Genomic DNA, 24,917 nt, shown 5'->3' on the forward strand with positions numbered 1-24,917 from the left:
CCAGTGCCCTCTGCGGGAGGACCACCGACCGGGGCGATGCCTTTGCTTCTGGTGTACGCGGCCGATCAGTTCGTGGTCGCCGTCGACCGCGGCCGCCTTGGTTGAGGATCAACATCCCCGAGGTGACCCGGCGCAGGCATCGGCCAGTACGGCGCCCATCTCTGGGACGAGCCCGGCGACAGGGTCGTGGGTCAGTCCCGTCATCCGCAGCCGCCCGCCGACAGTGACCACACCAATGATGTGCTCGCCTCGCAGCTGAGTGATCTGCGCAGGGCCCCACAGTGCGCGGAGCACACTTGAGCTCTGCCGACCCGGGTGGGCGATCCCGAGGTTGGTGATCTGGATGTCGGCCGCGGTGGCTGCGGTCATCATTGCCTCCGCCTCGCCACCGCTCGATGGGGAATGGTCTGCGAGAGCGGCGGATCCGGCCTTCAGCGCAGTCGGTGTGCGCTGGCGAGAAAGCGACGCGCGTGTATGACGTGAACGCGCCCAGAACTCGTCCACGTCGTGCGCGGGGCTCCCCGTTCGGGCACCTGCGAACCGGACCACCACTTCGTCCGGCAAGCCGACCGCACGGCGCAGGTCCACAGGGCTGAGGACCCGCACGAACTCGCGCCCTCGTCGGTGGAGTACCACCGTGGCAGCAGCGCAGAGCGCGGCATGTACGGAGGTGCGCTCCAGGCGGCAACGACGGACAAGCCGCGCGGTCAGTCCCCGATCCAGGGCGAGAGCATCGACGTGAGGTCGGCGCCCGGAGAACGGCATGAGTTCGCCGACGGCGCTCATGCGCTCGTCGTCCTCGCCGGGCGTACTGGTCACGGCGTCGCCGGCATCCACCGCTCCGCCGACGTGGGCGAGGAGATCCTCCTGCGCCTTCGGGACGTTGCTCGGCGCCAACTCCTCACCGCCCAGGGCCGCCACCAGGTCCAGCAGAGCCCGCAGGCCGCCGACACCGTCGGCGATCTGGTGAGCGAAGGTGAGCACCACGGCGCACCCCGACTCCCGTGGGACGAGCACGGCACGGACAAGCGGCCCTGGTGTCGCGGGGATCGGCCGCGTCTGCTCGACGGCGACGACGGACTGCCACGGAGTGCCGTCGGCGGCTGCCTCCAGGGGGATTCCGTCTTCGGATGCCCGGAACACAGCCTCGGGTGCGGCGCGATCAACCGCGACCCCGAGCAATGCGTGCCGATCCTTCAGCGCAGCCAGAGCCGAAGCCAACGTCGTCGCCGACACCTGACGGTCCAACTCGGCGACCAGGGAGAACTGGACGGGGTTACGGTGCATGTAGAAGTCAATGGTTCGCTCGAATGCGCCCAGCGGTCGAACGATGCTCTGGCTCACGGCCATCCTCACGACAGTCCTTTCCGGTTGTGGAGCCCTGGAGTAGAGGCTGGGAAAGTCAGCTCGTCCATTGGACGGCAGGCTGCTGTCCGGCCATGGCCCCGGGGAAGGGAGTGAGATCGACCGCGGCGGCCTCCGGGTTTCCAGGACATCTCGGTGCTCTGCGTCCTCAGGTGACGGGGTCGCCTACGGCTCCGCCGGTGGCCGTGCGGATCGCCTGGGCGTAACGCCGGGAAACTGCCGTCAGATTGGTGAACTCCGTGGTGTCGGCGCCGTCGAGGATGGCTGCGCCGATGTGCTCCTCCAGCACCCGCACGACCGCGGCGGCGGCTGCCGCGTGCATCCGTACCTCCAGGTCACCGGACGGGCGCGCAAGACGGTCGCCGATGATCACGCACAGCTCCCGTTCCGTCTGGTCGCAGGCCATCAGCCACGCCGTGCGGAGTGCCGGCTCGGTGTCGGCGAGACGGATCATCTTCATCGCGAGCATCTCGTCGGCAAGGTCGACGGGCGGCTTCTCGTGACGGAGCCTGGTCAGTTCCGTGGCCAGGTGGTCTTCGAGGGCGTTGGGCCTGGGCCAGCTGCGCAGCACGCTGATGAGGGTGACGACGCCCTGCATGACGATCGGCTCCGCACAGCTCTCCTTACTGCGGAAATGCCGCCAGATGGTTCGCGTGGACAGCCCCACGGCCTCCGCGATCTGATCGCCGCTCGTCGCGGCCACGCCCTGCTCCCAGAACAGACGCGCCGCTTCCCGGGAGATCTCCAGCCGCAGCCGCGCACGCCGCTGCTCGCTCATCCCTCCTCCGCTGCGCTTCTCCGTCGTCACGGCGCCTTCGCCACCCTTCGCTCGCCTGCCTCCAAACGACAGTACGTCACTAAGTGACAAAGAGCGAATGCGGACGCCCATGAAGGCGAGCATGTGGAATGACGTTGGACCTCGACGGGGTGCTCGTCATCGCGCACTTCGGCAAGCAGGACCCCGCGACGCCCCCGCATTCACGGCGCAAGCCCAGTGGGGTGGTGGGCCCGACCTCGGCCGGGCCCACCACCCCTGGGAGAGTGATCTTGCGGACGCGGGTCAGGCGATCGTCTCGGCGAGCAGCTCGATCTGATCAAGTCCCGATCCGGTGGGGACGAAGATGAGCTCGTCGCAGCCGGCGGCCTCGAAGGCGGCGGCGTAGGACTTGACCATCTCCGAGCTCACCGCGGCGCTCGCGGCGATCTGGCCGGCGACGTCGCCGAGGAAGCCGTAGTAGTCCAGGAGGTAGGCGTCCGCCTGTGCGCGGGCGTCGGGGCCGAGCCCGAAGTAGGCCAGTGACAGCTTGCGGGGCGTGCCCGCACGCCCGGCGTCCCGCCAGGCCGCGTCCACACCGACCGCGGCCTGGGAGAACATCTCCGGTGTGCCGCCACCCATGATCCAGCCGTCGCCCAGCTCCGCCACCCGCCGGAAACTGGCCGCGGTCGAACCGCCCAGGATCAGCTCGGGACCGCCGTCACGCACGGGACTGGGCCCGATCGCGCCGGCGAATCCGCGCTCCTCCCCCGACCAGATGCGCTTCATCTCCTGAAGCTGCTCCTCGAAGCGCCGCCCCCTGCCCTTGGTGGACAGCCCGCTGGCGGCGAAGTCGTCGTCGCGCCCACCGAGTCCCGCCCCCAGTACGAAGCGTCCGGCGGAGATACGGTCCAGCGAGGCCGCCTGCTTGGCCAGCAGGGCGGCATTGGCGTACAGCGGCGCGAGGAGGACGCTCGTCGTCAGCCGGATCCTGCTGGTGACCGCGGCAGCCGCAGCGAGGGCGATCAGCTCCTCGTAACCCGGGTAGACCAGTCGGCCGATCGTGCCCAGAGTGCTGAACCCCGCCCCCTCGGCCTGCCGGGCCCAGTCGAGCAGCCTCGGTGGTTCGGTTCCGGGAACCGTGTTGGGAAGGCCGATTCCGATGTCCATCCGTTCCTCCAGTCGCTGGGAACTCGCTCCAAGCCCATCATGCGCACAGATGCCACACAGGCGACCGCAGTGACGTCAGCCCCGCGCACCGGCCGGGTGACAACACCCGGCCGACGCACCCCGCCGCAGGCCCTCATCGGGGACGACCGGGACGAGAACGGTGCAGCCGACGGCCCGTCGGCCGAGGACGACGGACTCATGGGAAGCCGAGTTCATCGTCCTGGCCGGCGGGCCGTCAGGCATGTGGTGCGTCAGGACACGGACAGCGAGTACGTCCCGCTGCCGGCCCTGTTGATCAGGACCACTCCGTAGCAGTCCAGGCTGCTCGGCGTGAGCGTGACCGTCTCGGTCTCGCCCGGACCGCCGGTGACCGAACCGGTGAGGATGTCCTGGCGGCCCTTGACCGAGGAGGTGCCCGGACCGGGCTCGGAGGCGACGATGTAGAGCTCGGCGTCCTGGCCTGCGTCCGACGGGGTCACGGTGATGGTCTGCGGGGTGGAGGTGCAGGTGTCCCAGATCTCCACCACGTCGTCGGCACCCATGGCGCGGGTGTCGCCGGCGAGCGGGAGGAGCTTGCCGGTGTCGGAGACCTCGACGGTGTACTCGCCGCCGCCTACGCGGTGTGTCACTCGCGGGTAGTAGTCGTCGAGTTCGCGGTTGCCGACGTTGGAGTCCACGGCCACGAAGTCGGTGAAGCCGACGCCCGAGAGACTGTCGCCCAGCTGCTGGGTCATGTTCCGGTCGTCGTACAGCTCCAGGTCGTAGTCCGTGCTCGTGCCCGCCCGCACGGCGACGACGGACCAGAAGCGGAACTTGGTGTCGTAGTGGTAGTTGTGGTGGCCGGGCGGGTTGGGCGACGGCCGGGTCTTCTCGGCGCCACTGGTCAGCGGATCACGGAAGCCCATCTCGATGGTGTTCTGGTAGAGGGCGCTCATCGGGCCGTCGCCGACGTCGTAACCGTCCGCGGCGCGCTGCTGCCAGTACTGCTGGAAGTGGTCCGAGCGGTGGTCGAGGAAGACCTCCCAGACGTTGGCCTCGCCCTCGCCGAAGTCGTCCCAGTAGGCCTCGTCGTCGTCATCGATCAGGTCGCGCAGCGCGCCGGCGATCCGGCCTTCGACGTTGGGGCCGTTGGCCCAGTTCGCGGGGTCGCCCCAGGTGGGTGTGTCGAAGTCGAACGGAGCGGTGTGGCCGAAGAGATCGGTGACCATCGTGCCGTAGAAGTCGGCGAAGCCCTCCACCCATGCGCATTCCGCCTTCTCTTCCCCGCCCACCTCGTGGTTGAGGCACCCGGGGCCGATGTCCGGCTCGTAGCCCTGGTAGACGTCGTCCATCACACCGTGGCCGATCTCGTGATCGACGACCCAGGGCTGTTCGGCCCGCGAATCCGGCAGATGGACCCGGTCCTCGTCCGGATCGTAGAAGGCGCTCGGGTCGTTCGTGGGCCACAGCAGCCCGATGTGGAAGCAGTCGGTGTCGTCCCGGTCCCAGCAGCGGCCCGGTGTCCAGATGGCGGCTTCGTTGGCGTAGTCGAAGATCCTCAGCGCCCTGAACAGGTTCGGGTCGGACGGCATCCGTCGGCCGTAGTTCACCGTGTCGCCGTCGGCGACGTTCTGCCGTGTCTCGAACTGGAACTCGTACGGATCATCGTCGTCGTCCCGCACACTCCAGTGCTGGTTGAAGGCGACGAACTTGACGTACACGTCCTGTCCGCCGCCGAACGCACCGTCGTCGTTCTCGAAGCAGATGTTGTACGCACCGTTCGCGTCGGTGATCCCGACCGCGAGCAGATCGTCGAAGACCGAGTCCTCGTCCCAGACCTGCACCTCGAAGTTGCTCGACTCGTGAACCGTGTTGCCGATCATGTAGGCCCACGAGCCCTGGACGCAGGAGGTCGCCTGGATGCCGGGGGCCTTCGTGTCGTCGGAGTGCGGTTCGGGCAGCCCCTCCTCACTGGCCGACTCGAACCGCGGCTTCTGCTTCGCGGGGACGGCGTCCGCCGGCACGGCCTTCGTCCCGAACGGCCCTTCCCCATACCCGAGGAACGACTTCTCCCCCGCGTCCCCCACGGTCAGCGGCACGATCTCCGGCCAGCTGCTGAACGGCTCCCCCTCCGGGGACACCGCCTGCACGCGGATCGACGTGGCGACGGAGCGCAGCGCGTTCACGGTGCCGCGGAAGGTCATCTTCTGGCCGGCCTCGACGTCCAGCGTGCGCTCGGCCGCGTTGACCGCACCGTATGCCTCCGGCCGGTCGGACGGCTTGCGCTTCTCGGCGAACCCGTCCGGTGCCTCGCGCCACTTCAGCGTCGACGGCAGCTCCACCCGCAGGGTCACGTCGTCCAGCTCGGCCGAGGACGTGAGGACGACGGTGAGTGTCGCGTTCCCGCCGACCCCGGGCGCGCGATCCAGCCGGGCGTCGACGTCGAGACAGCGGGCCCATTCTCCGCCGAGCGTGCAGGCCTCGGACTGTGGAGCGGCTTCAGGCGCGGGCGATGGGGCGGCCTGGGCGCCGGGGGCCCAGACGAGGGCCAGGGGCGCGGCCATGGCGGCGACAGCACCTAAGGCCGCACCTCTCTTTCTTGATCTCACACGTTCCCCCTTGAATGCGATGATCTGACCATGACAAGCACATTGCCGAACAAAGATCACCACAAGGGCATATTCAGCCCCGCACGGAAGCCCGAACCCCCTCCGGCTCACGAGATGGCGTGGCTTCCCACAGCTACCGCCGGAAGCGTCAGCACTCCAGGGCGGGAAGGCCGGCCAGGCCGGTTTCGAGCATGATGCGGTCGACGGTCTCCTTGAGGGTGCTGTCGGCCCCGATGACGGTCTCGGTGCCGCCGGGCAGGAGATCGAGCTCCCGGTACCAGTCGCGCAGCTGCGGCTCGCTGACCTCGTTCGCGATCGGTTTGGTGGCGTGCCGGGCGAGGGTCTGCTGGAACGGTACGTGCAGGTAGTAGGCGTGGGTCGGGCCGCGGTGGGCGGCGCGCAGTTCGGCGAGCATGTCGCCGTAGTGGTCGGCGTAGAGGATGCCTTCGACGACGACGTGGTACCCGGCATCGAGCGCGTAGCGGGCCGTCAGGTCGATCAGGCCGATGTTCGCCGCGCCGGGCCTGTCCCGCTCCCGCAGAACGATTCGCCGGAGGTTGTCCTGGCCGACCAGGGCCAGGCCCCGGCCGAACTTCTCGCGAATGCCTGCCGCCACGGACGACTTGCCCGAGGCGCTGTTGCCACGCAGGACCACCAGCCTCGTGTCTTCGGTGCCCACCACCATCCGGCGGAGGCTACCGGCAGCCGCTTGCGCTGCCTGTCGTTTGCCGACAGCGAGGCGCGGCTGCCTCGGCGACGCGCGACAGCCAACGGTGGCGCAACCCATATCGCCGGTCTGCGTGCTGCGAAACGCCATGCGGGCAATACCCACACGCCCTTAGCGGCGGCACAGGCCGAGACACCGACGCGCCCGCTCCCGCGCCATCAGCGCGCACTAGACGGCCAGCCCTGGCCTCGGACGCCGCCGACCGAGGCCGAGGCAGCACGAAGTCCAGCCCTCAGGTCCGCGGGCCCAACAGCCGGATCGCGTCGCCGGCCACCATGCCGTCAACCCAGGCCGAGGCAGCACGAAGTCCAGCCCTGAGGTCCGCGGGCCCAACAAGCAGATCGCGTCGCCGGCCACCATGCCGCCAACCGGGGCCGAGGCAGCACGAAGTCCAGCCCTCAGGTCCGCGGGCCCAACAGCCGGATCGCGTCGGCGGCCACCGTGCCGTCGGCGTCGTTGGTCAGCTCGATCGATGTTTCGAGACCGGCCCGCAGCCGGAACTCGCCGAGCGAGACCCACGAACCGCCGCGCGGATCGGGCGCTCCCGCGACCCCCTGGTCGATCCGTACGGTGGCGGGGCCGTCCGCGTGGAAGACGGTGTACGGGGCGTTGCCCGCGCGGTTGGCAGCCGAGGGGTAGGACGTCTGGATCTCGTACACGCCGTCCTGGGGCACGGCCAGCCGCCAGCGCACCATCCGCTCGCCCGAACCGGCGGGCGCTGTGCGGTAGTTGCCCGACCAGAAGCCGGGGTCCGCCGTCGCCGTCGCCCAGGTGCCGCTGACGACCTCGAAGCCCAGCCGGGCGTTGTCCACGACCACTTCTGCGCGTACGTCGGCGGAGCCCGGCGCCTCGATCAGGCTGAGCGAGTCGAGGCCGAGGCGGGTGCCACCGCCCCTGCCGGGCCCCGTCACCGCGCACCGCAGGGTGTACCGGCCGGCGCGCAGCCGGGTGGTACCGAGGTGCGCCAGATCGAAGCCGGCCGCCGACTGCGCGGTGGTGTCGATCGCGAAGGCGGGCAGTCCGGTGCGGTTCACCGTGACGGTGGCCAGTGCGCCGTCCGCCGTGCGGTAGTAGCGCAGGAGCAGCTCGTACTCTCCGGTGTGCGGCGCGCGGAAGGTGAACTCCAGCTCGTCACCCACCTGTTCGGGGGTGAAGACCAGTCGTTCGCCGCGGCGCGCGAGCGGATCGGCGACGGTCTGCACGGCGCCGCTGGTGATCTCGCAGTCCGCTTCGGCCAAGGCGATGACGGCCTCCCGGTAGTGCGGGCCATGGCGCAGGCTGTCGCGACCGCGGGTCAGCCATTCGAGCGAGAAGCGGCAGACGTTGACCCGGCGCGGGGCACTGGCCAGGTCACCGTCACCGCCGTAGAGCAGCACGATGGTGCCGTCGGACAGTCGAGCGAGATCCGAGTAGAAGGAGCGGTTCTCGTTGATGACCCGCTGGTACCGGTACGAGAAGCCCTCGTCGTAACTGACCGACACCGTCATGTTGTATCTGACGGGTGAGTCGGGGCGGCTGAAGAGCACTCGCCCGGTGTCGCGACTGCCCGGGCCTCCGGTGTAGCGCAGCAGGCCGGCGTCCACGGCGTTGAACGAACCGGTGCCGCCGTCGAACGCCGGCTGCGACCAGGTCAGACCGTCGTCCGAGCTGACGGAGACTATGCGCTGTCCTTCACCGCCCGCCGCGGCGCGGCCGTTCACGAACACACTGCCGTCGGAGCGCTGCACCATCCGCGCCTCGTTGATGGGGTACGCGACCTGCACGGGCACTTCGCCGGTCGCCTGCCAGGTGGCGCCGTGGTCGTCGCTGTAGAGCGGCGCGACGCCGTAGTACCGCTCGGCCACGGTGTTGCCGACGATCACCCTGCGGTGCAGGCAGTTGAGCAGCAGACGGCCGGACCTCAGCTGGAGTCCGTGGCCCGGACCGGGGCCGTGCAGCGCCCAGTTGTAGGGAAATCCGTCGAACAGGCCTGCCAGGCTCCGCGCTTCGCCCCAGGTCCGCCCGCTGTCCCGGCTGGAGATCACATAGAGCTCGCCCGAGTCACCCGAGCAGGTGGTGTTCTCCGGCAGTTGGAGCGAGAGCATGTAGAAGAGGAAGACCTCCCGCGTCTCCCGGTCCACGACCAGCGCCGGGTTGCCCCAGGAGTCGCCGTCGACGGAGGTGACCAGTGCGCGGCTCGCCTCCCAGGTCCGGCCGCCGTCGGTGCTGCGGCGCAGCAGCAGATCACGCGGCCCGGCGTCGCACACCTCGTGGCGTCCCTCGGTCACGGCCAGGATGGTGTCGTCCGGCAGCACGGCGAGCGCGTGGACGTGATAGTTCACGAGCGGGCCCTCGGCGGAGTCCCAGAGGGTCTGCTCATGGAAGAAGACGCCGTGCTGGTCGGGTGCGGAGGACTGGTCGGCGGCGTGTGCCGTGGATCCGAGGGCCGCGGGGCCGAACGCGGCGGTCGCCGAGGCGCCGACGACGCCCAGGGCGAAGGATCTGCGGTTCATGGCGGTGCGGTTCGGTCCGCTGTCGGACATAGTGGGCCACCCCTTTCGGGCGGTACGGAGGAGAGGGACCCGGCGCGGGGCGTCACGGTCCCGATCAGGACGTACGGGACTGGTCAGGGGCGTGCTGTTCGGTCAGGAACACCTGTGGTGCTGATCAGGCGCGTGCGTGTCCGGCGCGTACCGGATCGGACGCGGATGTGGGATCAGGCACGTATGAGATGTGCGTCGAGGGGAGCGAGCAGGTCGAGCAGTGCCTTCCGCTCCCCGTCGGAGCACGGTGTGAAGGGCGCCGCGACATGCGGCGGGCACAGCCCTCGTGCGGCCAGGACGGCCTTCACGGCCGGCACACCGGGTCGCACGGCGTGCAACGCCAGCACCTCGTCGAGCAGTTGTTGGGCGCGCCGCGCGTCACCGTCCCGGCCCTCGCGGTGGGCGCGGAACAGCTCGACGGCCGCCGCGGGCGCCAGATTGGCCACGCCCAGCACCACACCGTCGGCCCCGAGCCGCAGCGCGTCCAGTGCCTGCCCCTCCGCGCCCTGGCTGACCCCGAAGTCGTCGCGCCGGCGGGCCGCCGCGAGGGCGTGGCCGAACAGCGCGAGGTCGCCCGAGCTGTCCTTGATACCCACCAGGTGCGCGAGGCCCGTCAGTTCGTCGAGCAGGGCCGGTGTCAGCGGATTGCCGTAGCGGGGAGCGTGGTAGGCGACGACGGGAACGCCGAGCCCGGCCAGGGCGGCGTAGTGCGCGACGATCTCGTCGTGCCGGTGGTGGAAGTAGATCGGCGGGGAGAGCACCAGCGCGTCCGGCTCGGCGGCCCGGACGGCCTCCGCCCGCGCCAGCGCCTCGGCGGTTCCGGGTGCCGTGACATTGACCAATACCGGGCCGCCCTCGGTCAGTTCGCGCCAGCGCTTCGCCACCTCGGCGGCGAAGTCACCCAGTTGTGCCGTGGGGAGGAGTGGGCCCTCGCCGTTGCTGCCGAAGAGCATCAGGCCGCGTGCGCCCGCCGCCGCCAAGGCGCCGAGCAGGGCGTCGGCGGCCCGGGCCGACGGCCGTCCCGGCCGGTCCATCGGTGTGACCAACGGGATGATCACCCCGGCCAGCAGCGCGCGGCCGTCGACCCGCCCCTTCCCGTCGACCTGTTCAGCCTGCCCCTTCCCGTCAGCCTCTTCGGCCCGTGCCTTCCCGTTGCCGGCCCGTCCCGGCCGGTCGTCCGTTCCGCCACCGCCGGACCGTCTTTCGCCGACGTTCTCTCCGCCCTGACTGTCCATCAGTACCCCTTGACCTCGGGCCAGGCCAGTTCGACCCCGGCGCGCGTGAGTTCGTCCTGGAAGTTGCGCAGCCGTTCGCCGTCCTCGTACACCTGCTGGACGTCCAGCCTGTTGTCGAGGCAGTACGCCGCCAGCGACCCGGCCGCCTCGCCGATGTTCCACTCGACGGGGTGCAGCCGGTAACAGCCGTTGGTGATGTGGGTGGTGCCGATGTTCTTGCACACCGGCAGCAGGTTCCGCACCCGCACGGGGAGCAGGGCGCCCAGCGGGATCTGGAAGGGACTGCTGGCCACGTCGATGTAGGTGTCGCCGCCGGTGGACGGATGCAGATCGATGCGGTACATGCCGACGCCGACGGAGTCCGGATAGCGCGCCGCGCCGTGCTCGCCGCGCACAGTGAGGGACAGGTCCTGTTCGACGATCCGGCGCCGGGCGACGATCCGGCGTGACTCACGGATGTACGGCGCCTTGGCCAGCCCGTCGGCCGTGCCCAGCACATCGCCGCGCAGCCGCAGGCCGGGCCAGCCGGTGCCGCCGTCGGGACGAGGGGCCTCGGTCTGGAGCCAGTAGAGCATGCTCATGCTCAACTCACGGGCCCCCGCCAGATGCCGCTCCCGCTCCTTGTCGTCCACCCCGATCAGTGGTCCGGGCAGGTAGTCGATCATGGGCCAGTTGACGATGGTCACATCACTCGCGGCAAAACCCGGCCGGTACATCTTCCGGGAGACCACCCGGCGGAACTCCCACAGCTCCTTGTCACCCGCGTCCCTGCTCTGGTCGGCGACGACCGGACCCGAGTCGGCGTTCGGTGTGAAGCCGCGCGGCACGGTCCTGAGTGTCCTCGGGTCGGGCGCGCTCAGGCTCAGCAGCCGGTTCGGCCACTGCGGTGGGTGATAGGCGGCCCAGCCGTCGTAACCGGCCGGCCGCTCGACGGTGTGGTCCTCCCCGGCCAGATGGTCGACGGCGAACACCCAGGAGAACGCCTGCATGTTGGCCGGCTGAGCCACGTCGGGCGCGCTCGGCTCCCCGGTGTCCCGCCGCGACTCGAAGCCCGTCACATGCTCGGTGCCGGTCAGCGGCAGTAGGTCGCCGAGTTCCGTCGCGTCCAGGACGTACGGCGCCGACACCTCGATCCGCGTGGCGTCCGGTCCTTCGACGACCACGGACCGTACCCGGTCGCCGTCCACGGAAGCGGCCACCGGTCGGTGCCGGTACAGGATCCGCAGCCGGCCGGCGGCGACGTACGGCGCGACCGTGGCTTCCAGAACGGCGGCGGCCACCCTCGGTTCGTGGCACAGTGCGCTCACGCGCCCCTCGCCCGGGTTGAGATACCGGCGCCGCCTGGCCTCGTCGGTGAGCGGATACCAGGTCCGGTAGTGGTCGCGGATCGCCTCGCGCAGCGCGCGGTAGGTACGGGTGGCACCGAACTGTTCGATCCAGGCGTGCTCGTCGGGCGGCACGCCCTGGCTGGTGAGCTGACCGCCGATCCAGTCGGTCTCCTCGGTGAGCAGGACCGACCGCCCCCGGTCGAGGGCGGCCAGCGCCGCGGCCACGCCGCCGAGGCCTCCGCCCACGACGAGGATGTCCGTGGTTGCCGATGTCGGCGCGCTCATGTGCCGCTCTCTTCCTGCGAGTCAGGCCCCGTATCCGGGCCGAATGTGAAGCTCCGAGAGCCGCTGTCCCCCATATCCACCCGTGCGGGCGGGCCGTCGCCCGGCGGGGCGACCAGCAGATCACCGATGCCCTCGGCGATCCCGGTGACACGGTCGGTGGTCCGGAGGTAGCCCCGTACGACGACGCCGGGCGCCATGTCCAGCAGGACACGTCCTTCGAGGCTGACGGTGAGCCGGCCGGCCGCCCGGACGTCGAGGCGGCCCTCGCCGAGCGGCAGGTTGCACAGCTCGGCCGGCTCGCCCGGGTGGGCGAACCGCCAGCCGTCGGAGCGCGCGTCGGCCAGTTCACCGAAGGCGAGATACGCCAGCAGGCCTCCCCAGGCCATCAGCCCGTCCGAACGCTTCTGAAGACCCGTCAGGTTCTCTCCGTCGACGGCCGGATAGTTCTCCCTGACATGGCCGTACACACGCCACTCGTCGAGAAACAGCCGCAGCAGGGCCCCCACCACCGGCCGGCTCAGCTCCGCCAGCCCGTACCGCCGCAGCCCGGATACGGCGAGATACGCCATCGGTGCCCAGATCCGGCCGCGCCAGTAAGTCGCCGCGAAGCCGGGGTCGTTGCGGGCCACGCTGGGCAGGGGCCGTTCGCCGCCCAGCACTTCGGGCCGTAGCAGATCGGTGGCCACGGCCGCCGCACGACCGGCGTCCGGCAACCCGGCGAGCAGCGCGTACAGCATCGTCGGCGAGACGTGCGGATCGTGTGCGCCCGCCGATGTGAGGTTGCGGTAGCCGCTCGCCTCGCCGTCCCACAGCAGCCGGTCGGCGATCGCCCTGGCCGTGGCGGCCTCGGCGTGCAGCCGGTCGGCCGTCGCACGCTCCCCCAGGATGCCGGCGATCTCCGCCAGGGCCTCGGCATCGGCGATGTGCAGCGCGTTCAGGCCGACGTCGGCGAGGTCCATGGTGTGGGTCACCGGGTCGTACCGGGTCTCGTCGTACATCGGCGAATCGTCCAGGCCCGACTCCCGTTTGGCCCGGTCCAGGGTCGCCGACGCGGGGTCGCCGGGGATCGGGTCGGAACCCCAGGCGAGCAGCCCGTGCGGCCCTCGGCGGGCCCGGGGCCACCAGTCGTGCCAGGCCAGAAGCGCCGGGAAGGTGCCCTCTAGCAGCGTCGCGTCGCGGGTCTCGGGCGACAGGCCGCCCGCCAGATAGGCCTGATACACCGTCAGCGCGCCGACCGGCGGCTGCGAACGGTCGTCGGTGCGGCCCCTGTCGTCCGAGATCCGGTTCGGGATCATGCCGGCCTCGTCCGCGTACGGAAGGACCTGCTCGAAGACGCCGCGCGCGTAGTCCCGGTCGACGGCTGAGGCAGCGAGACCGGTGAAGAACGTGTCCCAGGCGTGCAGGGCCCAGCTGCCGTAGAAGCCCTTCCGCTCGGCGCAGACGAAGTCCCTGGACGTCGGGGTGAGAACGCGGCCGATGTCGGGGGCGTAGATGGTGTTCCAGGTGACGGCCCTGGTCAGGGCATCGGCGGCATCGCCGAGCCAGCCTCCGGAACGCAGCGAGGTGCGCTCCGCTGTCAGTGCTGCGATGTGCAGTCTTTCGGCTGCGGCGCCGTGGGGGCTGGTCGCGCCCCGCGGCGGAGCCGCAGATCGATACGGCCCCGCGCCCCTTTGGGGCGCTGATGTGGCCGGTGCGATGTGCAGATTTACGGCGCCTTCGCTTGCCTCCGTGTCGAACGCCAGCACCAGCGCCCCCTCCGGGCCCTCGACCCTGCGGGCCCGCGACGAGGTGGTGACCGTCCAACGGATCCCACCCGCGCGGACGGTGGCGGTCAGGTCCGTCGATTCCTCGATGTCGTCCAGGCCCTCCACCGACAGCACGATCACGCCCGTACTCTCGGCGCGTGCGTCCAGCACGTCCCCCGGCCCGCCCGCGAATTCCAGCCGCAACCGGTGACCGGCCGCCCGTACCGTCACCTCGGCGTAGCTGCCGTCCACGGTGTGCGGTCCGAGCCGCTCAAGTCCGTCGCGCCAGGTGAACCCGTCGAGCACCGGGCCCTCGGGGCCGAGTACGCCGAACCGCACCCGCGGTCCGGACGGCAGCCGGCTCATACCGGTGTGCGTCCGGACGTCCCAGGTGTTCCAGCCGCTCGGCGCCGGAGTCACGGTGGCGCGCCTCTCGCTCATAAGACCGCCTTGCCGTCGGCGGTACCGTCACCCGGCACCGAGTCGTCCAGGTCCAGGGCCGCGGCCAACAGCGCCTGGGTGTACGCGTGTTGCGGTGCGGTCAGCACCTCGCCGGTCCGGCCCTCCTCCACGATCACGCCCCGCTGCATCACCGCCACCCGGTCGGCGATCTGGTGCACCACCCCCAGGTCGTGCGAGATGAAGAGCATCGCGAGCCGGTGCCGGCCGCGCAGATCGACCAGCAGCCGCAGGATCTGGGCCTGGACCGACACGTCGAGCGCGGACACCGCCTCGTCGCACACCAGCAGCCGGGGCCGTACCGCCAGCGATCTGGCGATGCTGACCCGCTGGCACTGACCGCCCGACAGATCCCCCGCGCGCCGCGACGCCATCTCGGGATCGAGCCCCATGTCGGCGAGGAGCCGGTGCAGTGCGGCGGTGCGGTCGCCCTCGGGTGCGGTGAGCGGGTGGGTGCTCCAGACCTCGGCGATGATCGCGGCGACCGTCATGCGCGGATTCAGCGACGAACGCGGATCCTGGAACACCATCTGCACCGCACGCTGTAGTTCGGGCGGCCGGCGCCCCGCTCGGCCGAGCGGCCGTCCCTCGAAGGTGAGCGTCCCGGCACCGGGCCGCAGCAGTCCGGCCACGCACCGGGCCACGGTCGTCTTGCCGGAGCCCGACTCGCCGACCAGCCCGAGTGTCTCCTCGGGTGCCACCGACAGACTCACCCCGTCCACGGCGGCCTGCCCGCCCCGGCGTCCTCTCCCCCGCCCTCCGTAACTGACGTGCAGATCGCGCACGTCGAGGAGTGCGCGCTCGCCGGGAGGTGCGGGCGCACCAAGGAATTCCCGTTCACTCGCGCTCACGGCCCGGACACCTCCTCGGCGAAGTGGCAGGCACTCCAGCGCCCCGGCGCCACCTCCCGCACCTCGGGCACCTCACCGCGGCACCGGGCGCGGGCCATTGGGCAGCGTGGATGGAACGCGCAGCCGGCCGGCCGGTTCGCCGGTGTCGCCGGTGCGCCCGGCAGCGGGTCGGCGAGTGCGGTTCGGGTCCTGACGGCGGGCACGCTGCGCACCAGGGCGGCGGTGTACGGATGGGCGGGGCGCCGCAGTACGTCACGGGCGGCCCCACGTTCGCAGACCCGTCCCGCGTACATCACCACGACCCGTTCGGCGACGTGCGACACGACCCGCAGGTCATGGCTGACGAGCAGCATCGCCAGGCCGTCGGCCGCCTGGATGTCGGCCAGCAGCCGCAGGATCCGGGACTGGACGGTGACGTCGAGTGCCGTCGTGGGCTCGTCGGCGAGCAGCAGCGCGGGGTTTCCGGCCAACGCCATGGCGATCATGGCGCGTTGGCGCAGGCCTCCGGAGAGTTCGTGCGGGTAGGCGCGCATTCGCCGCTTCGGTTCCGGCACACCGGCCCGGTCGAGGAGTTCGGCGACCCGGCGGTTCACCTCGGCACGCGGCAGCCGGTCGCGGCGTGGCACTTCGCCGACCTGACGGCCGATCCGCTGGGTCGGGTTGAGCGCGGCGAGCGGATCCTGGAAGATCATCGCCATCTCCCTGCCGCGTACCGCACGGAGCCGTGCCGGGTCGGCGGCGATCAGGTCCTCGCCGTGCCACAGCAGTCGGCCCGCCAGGGTGGCACCCTCGGGTGGCAGGCCCAGGATCGTCTTGGCGGTCATCGTCTTTCCGCTGCCCGACTCGCCGATCAGCCCCACGGTGGTGGCGCGTGGCACGTCGAAGGACACGCCGTCCACCACGCGCATCCGGGTGCCGTGCGGGCCCGGCAGTTCCAGCACCAGGTCGTCGATCCGCAGGATCGGCCCGTCGGTCGCCGGCGCCGTTTTCCCGGCCCCACGTTCGTGTGCGGTTCCGGCGGGGGTCACGAGCCGCCCGTCCGTACGGTGGCGAAGTCCGGCAGTCCGCTGGCGTCGGGGACGAAACCCTTCAGGTCGCTGTTCCAGGCGTAGGCGATGCTCACCGACATCGGGTACATCCCGACCGCGTCCTGCCAGATGATGTCGCTCGCCTGACCGTAGAGGTCGGTGCGCTTCTTCTTCTCGGCCGTCGCTCCCGCCGCCGCCAGCAGTCCGTCCAGCTGCTTGTTGCAGTAGCCCATCCGGTTGGCCGCGCAGGTGTAGAGGCGGCCGAGGTTGCTGGCCGCGTCGTAGCTGGGGGTGGCCAGTTGCTGGAAGTTGATGTCCCACTTGAGGGCGATCAGGTCCTCCGTGAAGGCGGCCTGCTCCTTCTCCAGCGGGTCCGCCTGCACGCCGACCTTCTGGAGGTCCGAGACGACGGCCTGGATGAAGGGCCGGAACTCGGCGTTGGCGAACTGGAGTCGCAGCTTCTTCGAGAAGTCGAAGCCCGCTGCGGTGAGCGCCGCCTTGGCGGCTGCCGGGTCGTGGGCCACGGGCGGCTGCGCGACGTGGCCGAGTACGACGCTCGTCACGGGCGCGTCGGCCGGCTTGCCGGTCTCGGGATAGAGCTTGCTGATGATGGTCTTGAAGTCGATCGCCTGCCAGATCGCCCTGCGGACCTTCGCGTCCTCGAGGGCGGGGATGGAGGAGTTGAACCACATGGTGAACTCGGCGCTGCTCGGTACGGTCTGCACGGTGAGGTCCTTCTGGCCTTTGAGAGAGGCCAGTTGATCGTCCGGGATGCCCCACACGACGTCCACCTCGCCCGTGCGCAGTGCGGTCATACGTGCCGCGAGCTCGGGGATGTTCCGTACGGTGACCCGGCGGAGCCCGGACTTCTCGCCCCCGTACTTCTTGTTGGGCACCAGGACCAGCGACTCGCTCGGGGTGAACGCGTCGACGGTGAACGGGCCCGAGCCGACGGGGTCGTTGAAGAAGGCGGTGTCGTCCTTGCCGACGCCCGTCGGGATGACGTAGAAGGTGCCGAGCTTGCCCGGTACGGACGCGTCGGGCGCCGGGCTGTGGAGGACCACTTCGGTGGGCGAGGTCTTGGTCATCGTGTAGTCGGGGAAGTTGCCCGCGTTGGGACCGTTCAGGCTCATCATCCGCTGGAAGGACGCGACGACGTCGTCGGCGTCGAGCGCGGAGCCGTCGGAGAACGTCACGCCGGTGCGCAGCGTGAACGTCCAGTCCGTGACGTCCTTGTTGGGCTTCCAGGAGGTGGCGAGGTCGCCCTTGAGCGTGCCGTCCGCGTCGGGTTTCACGAGTCGGCTGAAGATCTCCTGTGCGGCCAACTGCGTTCCCGTGGAGGCACCTTGGGCACCGTGTGGGTCCAGGCTCTCGATCGGGTACGTGCCCGCCGCCGTCACGTCGCCGGCGGCGGAACCGTCTCCGTCGTCGTCGCCGCCGCTTGTCGTCGAGCAGGCGGCGAGGAGCGCCGCGCTTGCCGTGGCGGTGGCGGCGAGCCGGATCAGCCGGCTCCTTCCGTGCTCACGCGTCCTGGTCATGGTGGTGCTCCTGTCGATCGAGGGTCGGTCGGAGTCAGCCGGTGGGTGGAGGTTTCAGCCGGGGCGGCCACGCCCGTAGCGGGCGGTGAGTTGGTCACCGAGGATGCCTACGTTGACGATCAGGAGGGACAGGGCGATGCCCGGCAGGGTGGAGATCCACCAGTGCGTTTCGAGGTACTCCTTGCCGTTGGCGATGGTCTGCCCCCACGACACGGTCGACGGAGGCAGGCCGATGCCGAGGAAACTGAGCCCCGCCTCCGCCAGTACCACCAGCGCGAACTCGAGCGTGGCGAGGGCGACGACCGGTCCGGCCGTGAACGGGAGTACGTGCCGGGCGAGGATGGTCCGGGCCGGCACTCCCAGCACCCGTGCGGCGTCGACCCAGGGCCGTTCCCTGAGGGAGAGCGCGATGCCGCGGGTGACGCGGGCGAAGGTGATCCAGCCGGTCGCCGCGAGCGCGACGACGACCAGCAGGGCACTGCGCTCGAAGGCGCCCGCTATCACGATCGCCAGCAGGATCGCGGGAAACGCCAGCAGGACGTCGAAGACCCGGGCGAGTACGGCGTCGGCGGCACCGCGGAAGTACCCGGCGACGGCGCCGAGGACAACGCCGACGAGACAGGAGAGCGCGACCGTGGACACGCCGATGAGCACCGCCGTTCTGGCCCCGTAGACGATCTGGGCCAGCATGTCGCGGCCGAGCCCGTCCGTGCCGAGCCAGGCGGTGCCTCCGGTGGACGTCCTGGAGCCGGGTGAGAGCAGCCGGTCCTCCAGCGAGGTGTGCACCGGGTCGTAGTCGATCAGCAGCGGTCCGACGACGGCTACCAGCAGATAGCAGGCCACGACCACAAAGGGGACACGGGACAGGAGCGTGCGCCGCGCCCGCTGCGGGGCCGCCACCTGCTTCTCGGCGGCGACGGTGATGTCGGCCATCAGACGGCTCCCGTCCGGATACGGGGATCCAGCTGGGCGATGAGCAGGTCGGCCATCAGGTTGAGTACGACGACGATGCCGGCGATCAGGAGGGTGGTGCCCTGCACGACCGTGTAGTCGCGGTTGGCCACGGCCTCCACCACGAGCGATCCGAGGCCGGGCCAGGCGAACACGTTCTCGACGATCACGGCGCCGCCGACCAGGGCCCCGACCTGGACGCCCACCACGGTCACGACCGGGATCAGCGAGTTGCGCAGGGCGTGCCCCAGCAGTACCTGACGCTCGGTCAGCCCTTTGGAGAGCGCGGTCTGGATGTACTCCTCGCGCATCGTCTCCACGAGGCTCGTCCGGGTCAGCCTGGCGATGATCGCGATGAAGGGGAACGAGAGGGTGACGGCCGGCAGAATCAGATGCTGGGGCGTGCCGGTCCCGGAACTGGGCAGCACGCGCAGGCTCAGCGCGAAGACGAGCACCAGCATGATGCCGATCCAGAACGTGGGGAACGACTGGAGGGCGATCGTGCAGGCCGAGACCACCCGGTCCAGCAGTCCGCCCGGCCGTCCGCCGGCCAGCATGCCGAGCGTCAGTCCCACGATCACCGCGATCGCGGTGGCCGTCAGCGTCAGGTCGATCGTGGCGGGCAGCCGGTCGAGGACCGCGTCCATGGCGGGCCTGCCGAGCCAGTGCGACTCGCCGAAGTCGAGCCGGCAGACATCGCCGAGGTAGCTGAGGTACTGCGCGCCGAGCGGCCGGTCGAGTCCGAGCGAGGCGCGCAGACTGTCGATCTGGCTCTGGTCGGCGTCCGGGCCGAGCAGTACCGTCGCGGGGTCGCCGGGCGCGGCCCGGACGATGAGGAAGATCAGCGAGGCGGCGCCCCACATCACGAAGACCCCGATGAGCAGCCGGTGCACGATCATTCGGATCATGTCCTCGGCCTCCTGCCGGGCTCGGGCTGAAGGGAGACCGGACCGGTGACGGCCGGCCGGGTGAGGACCGGACCGCCGGCAGAGACCGGGCCGACCGAGTCACCCGGTACGAAAGCGCAGGGCACCGTCAGCCGTCGCGGCTCCGGGGTCTCCTGGTCGAGCAGCTCGATCAGCACCCGTACGGCCTCCCCCGCCATCTGGGCGCGGGGCAGCGAGAACCGCGTCCAGTTCCGCGACTGAGGTGTCCAGGACGGCGGATCACCCAGCAGGGCCAGCGAGCAGTCCTCAGGAAACCGGACCCGGTCGGTGCCGGCCATCGTGGCCAGCGCCTCGGTAAGCCGGTTGTCCTCGGTCGGCTCGACCAGGAGTGCGGTGATCCCGAGCCCGCCGATCCACCCTTCCAGCCGCTCGACCGTCAGCTCTGCCGGATCGGTCAGGGTCCGGATCAGCGCCTCGTCCGGGACGATGCCGGCCTCGGCCAGCCCGCGCCGGTATCCCTCCTCGCGGTCCCTGGTGGGTTCGCTGTCCTGAAGGGCCCGCAGATACAGGATCCGCCGGTGGCCGAGTCGTGCCAGCTCCGCGACGAGTGCCGCGGTCGCCGAGACGTAGTCGGCCGCCACGTAGGAGAGTTCACCGTCGTCCACCTCGCGGCGTCCGACGAAGACGATGGGGAAGTCCTCCCGGACCAGCGCCGACAGCTCCTCGCGGCGAACGTTCCTGCCGAGCAGGACGCAACCGTCCGCGATCTTCAGCCGGTTGGCACCACCGACGTAGATCGACCGCTCGGCCCTCGAAGCACCGGATGCGCCCCCGCCGGAACAGAACAGCAGCAGGTCGTAGCCCTGCCGTGCCGTCTCCTCCTCCACGCCGAGCAGGAACGGGTAGTAGAAGTCGCGCTGGTCGATCGGGAACACCGACTCGAAGGTGTAGAGCCCGAGCAGCCGGTTCCGGCCGCCTTTCAGACTGCGCGCGGCGACATTGGCCGCATAGCCCAGTTCCTCGGCCGCCGCCAGAACGGCCTGGCGGGTCGATTCCGCGATCTGCCCACTCGCCGCGCCTCCGCTGATCACCAGCGACACCGTTGCCTGGGAGACGCCGGCGCGCCGGGCGATGTCCCGCTGGGTGGAGCGTCTACGCCGTTCGGGAGGAACCATGAGCACTCCCAATTAATACGTATTAGCAAGTGCCGAGAGACGCTACTCGGATACGGAGAAACGCGTCAAGAGTTGTGAACGGCCTTTATCCTGCTTGTTTCTGACAGATGATCTGATCTTGCGCCGTGACAGGATTCGCCATCTGTGTGCACGGGCGAGCCATGGCACGCGGAGGCGAAGTTCAGGAAGATCGAGAACACGAACGCATTCCGGCATCCCGGCGAGAAGGGGAACTCGATGACCGTCCGCACCATTCGTGAGAACTCCGCTGCCGACGACCTCGCGTCCCGCTTCGACCGGGACGGTTACGCCGTGCTGGAGGGCGCCCTGACGCCGGATGAGGTGGCGGAGCTACGAGCGGAAACCGTGCGGATCTGCCGCGGCGAGCGGGGCGCCGTCGAGGGGGCGCCGCCGTCGGTCGCGGACGAGAGTGACGACGACACCGTACGGAGATTCCTGTGCGTGCACTATCCGCACAAGCTGTCGGCGCTCATGCTCGACACCATGCGCCATCCAGCCATCATCGGACCGCTGACCGAAGTGATCGGTCCCGACATCAAGTCGATGCAGTCGATGCTGTTCGTCAAGTCCGAGGGCAAGCCGGGCCAGGCATGGCACCAGGACGAGATGTTCATCCCCACCCGGGACCGGTCGCTGACCGCCGCCTGGCTCGCCCTCGACGACGCCACCGTGGACAACGGCTGCCTGTGGGTCCTGCCGGGTTCGCACCGGCCCGGCATCATCTACCCCAACCGGCAGCACGACGACGCCCGTTACGACTGCACGGTCCAGTCCTACGGCTTCCCCTACGACGAGACGGACGCCGTCCCCGTCGAGATCGCCGCCGGATCGGTACTGCTCTTCAACGGCTACCTGCTGCACAAGTCGCTGCCCAACACCGGTCGGCAAGGCTTCCGTCGGGCCCTGGTCAACCACTACATGAGCGCCTCGTCCCTCCTCCCCTGGGCGCCCCCCGAGGCCGAAGTGCCCATGGCCCAGGCCGACTTCCGGGACATCGTGCTGATCGCGGGCCGGGACCCGTACGCCTACAAGGGCACCACCGACATCCGTACACCCCGAGTGCGGCGCGACCGGTCCGGAGGCTGCGACAGGTGAGGCCGTGACGGACCGCTCCTTCGCCCCCACGCTCCTGGCCCGGCTCGGCCCCGCGGTCGCCGACTACCCGCCCGGGTCGGCCTTCGGCCCCAGGGACGCGGGTTCGTACGAGTTCGTCTGGCTACTGCACGGCAGCGCCCGCTGGGTCTGCGGTGACCTGACCGTACCCCTGACGCCCAGCGCGCTGCTGCTCGTGCGCCCCGGTATGCGCGACACGTTCCACTGGGACGCCAACCGGCCCACCCGGCACGCCTACACGCACTTCCGGCTGCCCCCCGCCCTACGGGGCGCGGGAACCCCCGACGACGCCGACTGGCCGCTCGTCCGGGACCTGACGGGGCGCGGCGACCCGATGGCCGCGCTCTGCCAGTACCTCCTGACACTCGGCGCGACCCGCCCCCCGTCCTGGGAACGGCACGCCGAGGAGACCCTACGGCTGCTGCTCTTCACCTTCGTGCACGGCACCGGCCCGGAAACCGGCAGGCAGACGCTCCCGGAGCCGCTGGTCGCCATGATGGCCACGGTCCGCTCCCACTGGTCGGACGGCGTCGCCCGTCCGCTCGCCCTGGCGCTGCTGGCGCGGGCGGCCGGAGTCTCGGAGAGCACGCTGAACCGCATCTGCCGACGGCAATTCGGCGTCAGCCCCGTGGCAGGCCTGGAACGGCTCCGCCTGGCGAGGGCCGAGCCGCTGCTGTGGCTGAGCAACCTCTCGCTCCGCGCCATAGCGGTCCAGTGCGGCTTCGCCGACGCGTACCACTTCTCGCGCCGATTCCGCGCCGTCTACGGGATGTCCCCGAGCGCCTTCCGCAGGGTTCCCCCCGAGTCGGCACCACCGTCCCCGATCACCAACAGCGCACTGTCCGCACTCCAGCCGCTGGTGCCTCCCGCGCAGCCGGGTCAGTGATGGGAACGAAACGGCTTAGTAGCTGTCGTAGCCGGGCTTACCGTTCGGCCGGTAGACGCCGACGATGGTGCCGCCCTTCGTCGTCGAGACGCTGACCGGCTCCAGCGCGGTGGGGATCGCTCCGTCGGCGAACAACCGCTTGCCGGTACCGATGATCACCGGATGGATGGTCAGCCGGTACTCGTCGACGAGGCCGTGCTGCATGAGGGTCTGGGCGAGGTCGCCGCTGCCGACGACGTTGATGTTGCCGCCGTCGGACGCCTTCAGCTTGCGTACGGCATCGACGATGTCACCCTCCAGCAGCGTGGAGTTCTGCCACTCGACGGACGTCAGGGTCCGAGACGCCACGTACTTGTGCATGCTGTTCATCCGACTGGTGAACGGGTTGTCGGGGTCGGCGGTCGGCCAGTACGACGCGAAGATCTCGTAGGTCTTGCGGCCGAGCAGCATCGCGTCGGAGTGCTCGTACCAACCGGCGATGGCCGTGCCGACCTCGTCGTCGGCCACCGGCTTCTGCCAGCCGCCGTGCTCGAAGCCGCTCTCAGCGTCCTCGTCCGGACCGCCCGGCGCCTGCATGACGCCGTCCAGCGACAGGAACGTGCAAACGATGATCTTGCGCATGGTGCGCTCCCTTCGTCGACGGGTAGACGGCACAGCCGCCGGAAACTCATCGGCGGAACTTCCGCGGCGCAGCACCAGGACAGCGGCCTTAGGGCCGGAGCACGATCTTGCCGTGGGTTTGGCGTCGTTCCAGCTCGCGGAAAGCGTCGGTGATCCGCAGCGTGAGGCGCTCCTCGCCGTCGACCCGGCCCGGACGGACACGGCTGCGTCCTCGCCGGTCAGGACCTCGCTGCCGTAGACCTTCTTTCTGTCGGCAAGGACCTCGAAGGCGGTGCTTCCGCCGTCACCCACCTCGTCGTCCACGCCGATCTCCGCCGTGAAGGCGGAGCACGCCCCGCCGAGGTACACCGTCACGACCGAGTCGGCATGCACGCCGATCCCCTTGTCGTACCGTGCGGCCAATTGAGGCGCTTGGCGGCCGGACTGAGCCGCGCTGGAGGCCCGCTGCCGCCACCGTCCTGCCTCCCGTTTTCAGGGAACGCCCTTGGAGACAGAAAGGTGGGAGGAATAGTCAAGAACTGTGGATTGGCGTCCGGGCTCTTCTTCTCTCCGGCGCAGCCGAACTCCAGGAGTCCAGGGCGATGAGTTCTGCCATGGTTTCAGGTCTGTATCTCCGACAGGCGATCAACCGCACTTGAGGAGAGCATCATGACCGCTACCTATACCTTCGACGTCTTTTCCAGCCTTGACGGCTTCGGCGCCGCCAGCGGCAACTGGACCGGCTACTGGGGCAAGCAAGGCCCCGAACTCCTCGACCACCGCCTCGCCCTGTACGGCGAGGAGCAGCGGATGGTTTTTGGGGCCAACACATATAGGGCGTTCGCTCGGATGCTGGCCACGAGCACCGAGGAGTCCGACGTGCGTGACGCATGGGTCACACGGATGAGGAGCCTGCCGGCAACGGTGGTGTCGACCACGCTGGAAGGATCCCTCGACTGGCCGGATGCGAAGGTCGTGAGCGGCGACGCCGTCGACGTCGTCGCCCGGCTCAAGGAGGAGTCCGAGGTACCGTTGCGCTCGCACGGCAGCCTGTCGATGAACCGGGCGCTGATGGCCGCCGGTCTGGTCGACCGTGTTCAGGTGACGCTCTTCCCTGTGATCACCGGTCAGTCCGGGCTGGACCCGATCTTTCAGGGTGCGGCCGACTTCGATCTCGAGTTGATCGAGCACCGGACGCTCGACGGCCACATCCAAGAGCTCATCTACCGGCCCACCCTGCACGTCTGAGTCCCTCCATGCACCCACCTTGTCCAGCAGCCGATCTTGACCGTACGTTCCCGCTGACCGACATGCCGACTGGTCTCCTGGCCGCCTTGGTCACGCGGCCTGCTGATCACCTTTTGATGCGTCGGGTCGTTCCACGAGCCGGCCGTTCTCGGACCTCGCGCCGTCGCGGGCTGGAAGAGGCCGAGGCGCATGTGGTGCGTGAGGGTCGGGTGCGGTCATGGGCTGCGGACGGCCGGCAGCCGCAGCCGGGGTGTGCCGGACAATTTCCGGGTCGGCCTGGAACAGGGGACGGGGGCGCGGTGCGGGCGGGTCGTCGCGGAGGACGCCGCCGGGCATGCCGCCCGACGCGAGGACGGGCAGCTACGGCTCTGGGAAGGCCAGCCACACACAGCGGTGGGCCGTGTGCTGCATCTACACCTGGGCAGGGGCCGCGCAGCCGCA

The 24,917-nt window shown here is 70.1% G+C and carries 19 protein-coding genes and 1 pseudogene; 3 read left to right on the forward strand and 17 right to left on the reverse strand.

Features of this window, described 5'->3' with window-relative positions:
- Positions 1-108: 108 nt before the first annotated feature.
- The 15 genes from KCH87_RS32295 to KCH87_RS32365 all read right to left on the reverse strand — a co-directional run bounded on the left by KCH87_RS32295 (position 109) and on the right by KCH87_RS32365 (position 20,608).
- Positions 109-1,287, reverse strand: a complete 1,179-nt coding sequence (locus tag KCH87_RS32295; RefSeq protein WP_247197127.1) for a peptide synthetase — start codon at positions 1,285-1,287, stop codon at positions 109-111.
- A 226-nt stretch (positions 1,288-1,513) separates the two neighbouring features.
- Entirely contained in the window at positions 1,514-2,143 is a 630-nt protein-coding gene (locus KCH87_RS32300) for a TetR/AcrR family transcriptional regulator (protein ID WP_210590485.1), read from the reverse strand.
- A gap of 282 nt (positions 2,144-2,425) precedes the next feature.
- Entirely contained in the window at positions 2,426-3,289 is an 864-nt protein-coding gene (locus KCH87_RS32305) for an LLM class flavin-dependent oxidoreductase (protein ID WP_210590488.1), read from the reverse strand.
- 251 nt (positions 3,290-3,540) lie between these two features.
- Positions 3,541-5,832, reverse strand: coding sequence for a hypothetical protein (locus KCH87_RS32310; RefSeq protein ID WP_210590491.1), 2,292 nt, complete (start codon positions 5,830-5,832; stop codon positions 3,541-3,543).
- Between the two features lie 193 nt (positions 5,833-6,025).
- On the reverse strand, positions 6,026-6,562 hold the full coding sequence (locus KCH87_RS32315) for a kinase (RefSeq protein ID WP_210590494.1): 537 nt from the start codon (positions 6,560-6,562) through the stop codon (positions 6,026-6,028).
- Between the two features lie 440 nt (positions 6,563-7,002).
- Positions 7,003-9,126 carry an exo-alpha-sialidase gene (locus KCH87_RS32320; RefSeq protein ID WP_210590496.1) on the reverse strand — a complete coding sequence of 708 codons (2,124 nt, stop codon included), beginning with the start codon at positions 9,124-9,126 and terminating at the stop codon, positions 7,003-7,005.
- A 173-nt stretch (positions 9,127-9,299) separates the two neighbouring features.
- On the reverse strand, positions 9,300-10,361 hold the full coding sequence (locus KCH87_RS32325; RefSeq protein WP_210590499.1) for a dihydrodipicolinate synthase family protein: 1,062 nt from the start codon (positions 10,359-10,361) through the stop codon (positions 9,300-9,302).
- On the reverse strand, positions 10,361-11,974 hold the full coding sequence (locus KCH87_RS32330) for an FAD-dependent oxidoreductase (RefSeq protein WP_210590501.1): 1,614 nt from the start codon (positions 11,972-11,974) through the stop codon (positions 10,361-10,363). Before KCH87_RS32330 ends, KCH87_RS32325 begins: the two co-directional genes overlap by 1 nt.
- Positions 11,971-14,160, reverse strand: coding sequence for an amylo-alpha-1,6-glucosidase (locus tag KCH87_RS32335; RefSeq protein ID WP_210590503.1), 2,190 nt, complete (start codon positions 14,158-14,160; stop codon positions 11,971-11,973). Before KCH87_RS32335 ends, KCH87_RS32330 begins: the two co-directional genes overlap by 4 nt.
- A complete protein-coding gene (locus tag KCH87_RS32340) occupies positions 14,157-15,029 on the reverse strand; it encodes an ABC transporter ATP-binding protein (RefSeq protein ID WP_210590505.1) in 873 nt (290 codons plus the stop codon). The genes KCH87_RS32335 and KCH87_RS32340 overlap by 4 nt, the downstream gene beginning before the upstream one ends.
- Entirely contained in the window at positions 15,026-16,057 is a 1,032-nt protein-coding gene (locus tag KCH87_RS32345; RefSeq protein WP_210590506.1) for an ABC transporter ATP-binding protein, read from the reverse strand. Before KCH87_RS32345 ends, KCH87_RS32340 begins: the two co-directional genes overlap by 4 nt.
- Positions 16,054-17,595 carry an ABC transporter substrate-binding protein gene (locus KCH87_RS32350; protein WP_210590508.1) on the reverse strand — a complete coding sequence of 514 codons (1,542 nt, stop codon included), beginning with the start codon at positions 17,593-17,595 and terminating at the stop codon, positions 16,054-16,056. Before KCH87_RS32350 ends, KCH87_RS32345 begins: the two co-directional genes overlap by 4 nt.
- Before the next feature lie 54 nt (positions 17,596-17,649).
- Positions 17,650-18,528 (reverse strand): ABC transporter permease, encoded by an 879-nt coding sequence (locus tag KCH87_RS32355; RefSeq protein WP_210590510.1) that lies wholly within the window; start codon positions 18,526-18,528, stop codon positions 17,650-17,652.
- Positions 18,528-19,454, reverse strand: coding sequence for an ABC transporter permease (locus tag KCH87_RS32360; RefSeq protein WP_210590513.1), 927 nt, complete (start codon positions 19,452-19,454; stop codon positions 18,528-18,530). Before KCH87_RS32360 ends, KCH87_RS32355 begins: the two co-directional genes overlap by 1 nt.
- Positions 19,451-20,608: a LacI family DNA-binding transcriptional regulator gene (locus KCH87_RS32365; RefSeq protein WP_210590516.1), complete on the reverse strand. Its 1,158-nt coding sequence runs from the start codon at positions 20,606-20,608 to the stop codon at positions 19,451-19,453. The genes KCH87_RS32360 and KCH87_RS32365 overlap by 4 nt, the downstream gene beginning before the upstream one ends.
- A gap of 237 nt (positions 20,609-20,845) precedes the next feature.
- Here KCH87_RS32365 and KCH87_RS32370 point away from each other — a divergent pair, with 237 nt between their 5' ends.
- Positions 20,846-21,724 carry a phytanoyl-CoA dioxygenase family protein gene (locus tag KCH87_RS32370; protein WP_210590519.1) on the forward strand — a complete coding sequence of 293 codons (879 nt, stop codon included), beginning with the start codon at positions 20,846-20,848 and terminating at the stop codon, positions 21,722-21,724.
- A gap of 4 nt (positions 21,725-21,728) precedes the next feature.
- Entirely contained in the window at positions 21,729-22,628 is a 900-nt protein-coding gene (locus KCH87_RS32375; RefSeq protein WP_210590521.1) for an AraC family transcriptional regulator, read from the forward strand.
- Between the two features lie 15 nt (positions 22,629-22,643).
- Here the strand turns inward: KCH87_RS32375 and KCH87_RS49455 are convergent, their stop codons facing one another.
- Together KCH87_RS49455 and KCH87_RS49460 are read right to left on the reverse strand one after the other, a co-directional pair.
- Entirely contained in the window at positions 22,644-23,249 is a 606-nt protein-coding gene (locus KCH87_RS49455) for a dihydrofolate reductase family protein (RefSeq protein WP_247197162.1), read from the reverse strand.
- A gap of 201 nt (positions 23,250-23,450) precedes the next feature.
- Positions 23,451-23,651: pseudogene (locus KCH87_RS49460) on the reverse strand (NPCBM/NEW2 domain-containing protein); the annotation flags it as partial.
- 246 nt (positions 23,652-23,897) lie between these two features.
- On the opposite strand from KCH87_RS49460, the gene KCH87_RS32385 reads away from it, so the two are divergent.
- On the forward strand, positions 23,898-24,476 hold the full coding sequence (locus KCH87_RS32385; RefSeq protein WP_210590526.1) for a dihydrofolate reductase family protein: 579 nt from the start codon (positions 23,898-23,900) through the stop codon (positions 24,474-24,476).
- The last annotated feature ends 441 nt before the right edge of the window (positions 24,477-24,917 follow it).

The organism is Streptomyces sp. GESEQ-35 (genome assembly GCF_017948485.1).
Taxonomy (GTDB): domain Bacteria; phylum Actinomycetota; class Actinomycetes; order Streptomycetales; family Streptomycetaceae; genus Streptomyces.